3 protein-coding genes are annotated in these 2,891 nt (G+C 33.7%); all 3 read right to left on the bottom strand.

The features are described 5' to 3' along the window. Nucleotides 1–1,284, bottom strand: a 1,284-nt coding sequence (locus tag M901_RS04765; protein WP_021277048.1) for a glycosyltransferase family 9 protein, incomplete at its 3' end; no start/stop codon positions are given. 1 nt (nucleotide 1,285) lies between these two features. Continuing rightward, nucleotides 1,286–1,432, bottom strand: coding sequence for a hypothetical protein (locus M901_RS17425; RefSeq protein WP_021277050.1), 147 nt, complete (start codon nucleotides 1,430–1,432; stop codon nucleotides 1,286–1,288). Next, a partial coding sequence (locus M901_RS04760; protein ID WP_021277049.1) for a glycosyltransferase family 9 protein occupies nucleotides 1,433–2,891 on the bottom strand: 1,459 nt, incomplete at its 5' end.

Raw genomic sequence — 2,891 nt, 5'->3', positions numbered from 1 at the left:
TGGAGTATTAAGGTTGAGATCGATTTCACTAAAACAATAAGACCAAATGATTTGATAGAATGAACGATAAATTTCTCTTGCCGATAATTCATCTTCTAAAACATTCTTCAATGTTAATTGGCCTACTTTATTGACTGATGTTTTGTTAATCGTAATAGAGTTTAAGTGAAATGCACTAACATCTTTTTTTAACTGCTCAGTATTAATTGAATTTGCATCAAGTAACTGGTTTGTCATGCTGATAACGGCTTGATAAGGGATGTCTGCATGACATTGGTAGAAATCACATTTTGTATCCGGAAAACAAGGGAAACACTTTGTTTTAGGACTTAAAATATAGTTGTTCAAAGCGTAGGCCGCTGTTTCTTGTGGTCTTACTGTACCTAGTGAAACTGTAAGACTTTTCACATTCTTAAAGCTTAGGAGATGAGACACCATTGAATCGTGCCCAATAAAAAGAAAGCTAGAATCAACTTTCTTATAAAGCTCTGTTAGTGGTTGTCCTAGTAGAGGTATAACTCTGTTTTTTAGATCCGCTAGAATAGGGTTCGAAATAATTTTATCGAATCCAGCTTGGTCGTGACGACTACCAGCAATATATATTTTTAAATCTTTTCTTTCTTTTAAAAGCTTGAAAATAACTTCTGTCCATTTGTTTTCTTGCCATCTCTTTTTATCTAAGGATGCAAATGGGTGAAGTAAGATATTAGTTTTCTTTTCTTGGCTATATTCTTTATTTGATAGGTGAGTATTAGCTTTATTAACACCAACAATACTTCCGAATAGGTCAACAAGATTAAATGGATTTAAATCACCTCTCATAACTGATGAGTAGAGGTATTGTGACCACTTATCTTGAATAATTTTATTATGACTTAAGTCGAAATATGGCCCTAGCTTATGAGAGCTTTTGATTAATGCATGAAAATAACAAGACGTTTTAGAAAATGAGAGATTGATACTCGCTGAAATATTCTGAGCATTAATCTCTTTTACTTGGTTTAAAAGATTCTTAGTTGAACCTTCAACACCATCCGTTAGATTAATCGAACCCTTGAAGTCAATTGCGTGGATTTGGTCGAAAACTTGCTCAGCAATAAAACGGATTGGCTCTACAAATTGTTTCCTAGCTACCAATATAATCTTAAAATTTGGGTGATTGATTTTTAGTAATCTAGCTGTATGGCAAGTTTGTAGGATATCACCAATTCTAGTTATTTGAATTAGTGCTATAGTCTTCTTCTCTTCCTGTGGCGGAACCTGTAGAACTTTTTCAGCACTCATCTTAACCTTCCTCTTCTAAGATCGAACTCATAAGAAGAAAAGCTACTTCTTCTTCTGACAATTGTCCTTTCTCGTTTAAGTTCTTTTGAACAAGATTCATTTTGTCGAATAAGTCCTTCTTGAACTTCTCTGGTGTATCCGGTTTCATCTAGATTTCCTTTGCAGAGCTTGCTCTTGCAATATCTGCAGTGTTTCTTATCTTCTCTTGTGTAATTTTAATAATTTCAACTTGGTGTTGAATATCAGATTTAAGCTCATAAAGAAGTCCTTCAACTTCTCTTGAAGAGTTTAAGAAATCTGATGTATTTAGAGCTTCAAGCCTTGAGCGGAATCTTAAGAGAGGTATTCTCATAAATTGAGAATCACATTCACAGAATTCACATAATTCAGTAAGGTTTAGAACAAAAGCTCTCATCTTTTCATTTGAGTTATCAAGTTGAAGTAATGATCTTAGGGTGGCCAATAAAGATTTTGATATATCTGTAATTAAATCCTTACACTCATTAAGCCACTGCTTTGACGTTTCAATGTCTAAAGTGATCATTTCACCATATAGGTTAGTGTCGTCCTTGCTTAACAGTTTTTTCATAATTAACTGTCTAGAAGCGAGTCTCTCTGTTTCGGCCAGTGGATCAAATGACCCCGCTAGGTATGTATATTTTGTACCTAGAATATCTTTGTTCGGTCTATACACTGTGACGTCATTTTGAAATTCATGTGAAGAGATATCTTCTTTAAAAAGAGAGTATCTTACTAGCGCCATGATATCTTCAGATGTTATAAGTACATTTTGATTTTGAAGTTCTAGTGAATTTTCAACTTCTGACTTGCTAAACGATCTCTTAGTAACAATTGGAGAGATAATTAAGCTTTCAGTATTTGTTGTCCCTTGTTTAAATAGGGGACTTTCACCAAGTGAATACTCAATAACTGGAAGATCCGTTAAATCCGCCAGGTGTTTTACAGCTGTATCAGGTGTGATGAGTAGATCAAGATTTAAAAGAACTGAGTTCATTGCTAAGAAATCTGATTCAATTGAAACAAGAGAGTTGTTAAATTCCCCATTAATCACACTTGCAATACGTCTTTCCTCATCCGTTGGTGCAACTAAGAGCACAGGGAAAAGATTTGTATGCATATATAACGAATCAATTAAAGAGATGAGTTCTTCGTGTACAAGCATCTTAGTCGAAGTAGATGATGTCACTTGGATTCCAACGATCTTGATATCGTCTTCATCAGACTCCATTTTTCTAATATCTAAAAAGTTCTGATAAGCAGAGTGGTTATACTCGTCTTTTGTTTTAAGAACAAAATTATCAGTATTGTTTTTTACGGAAAGAATATTGTGATAAGTATCAATGAAATTTACTGGAGTATATTTAACTTCTGTAAGAATATCATTAAATAAGATACTCCATTCATTACTGTACTCTATGTCACATGTATCATTAAATCTAATTCCTACATGTTTGGTAGAATTAGCTTTTAGTAACGATGTAAGATGAGTTGAAACTCTATCGTTTGAGTAATTGAAAACAACATCCCAAGTCTTTTGCATCACTGGAGCTAAGTCTTTGTGGAACTGTTCTAAAGCAAAACCATCT

Origin of the sequence: Bacteriovorax sp. DB6_IX, assembly GCF_000447775.1 — a bacterium.
Lineage (GTDB): Bacteria > Bdellovibrionota > Bacteriovoracia > Bacteriovoracales > Bacteriovoracaceae > Halobacteriovorax_A.
Note: the sequence above shows the minus strand (reverse complement) of the source record. Positions and strands in the feature narration are given on the sequence as shown.

Bases quoted from the DNA above. Each gene is read 5' to 3' on its own strand.
- M901_RS17425 (WP_021277050.1), bottom strand. From the start codon at position 1,432: ATGAAACCGGATACACCAGAGAAGTTCAAGAAGGACTTATTCGACAAA.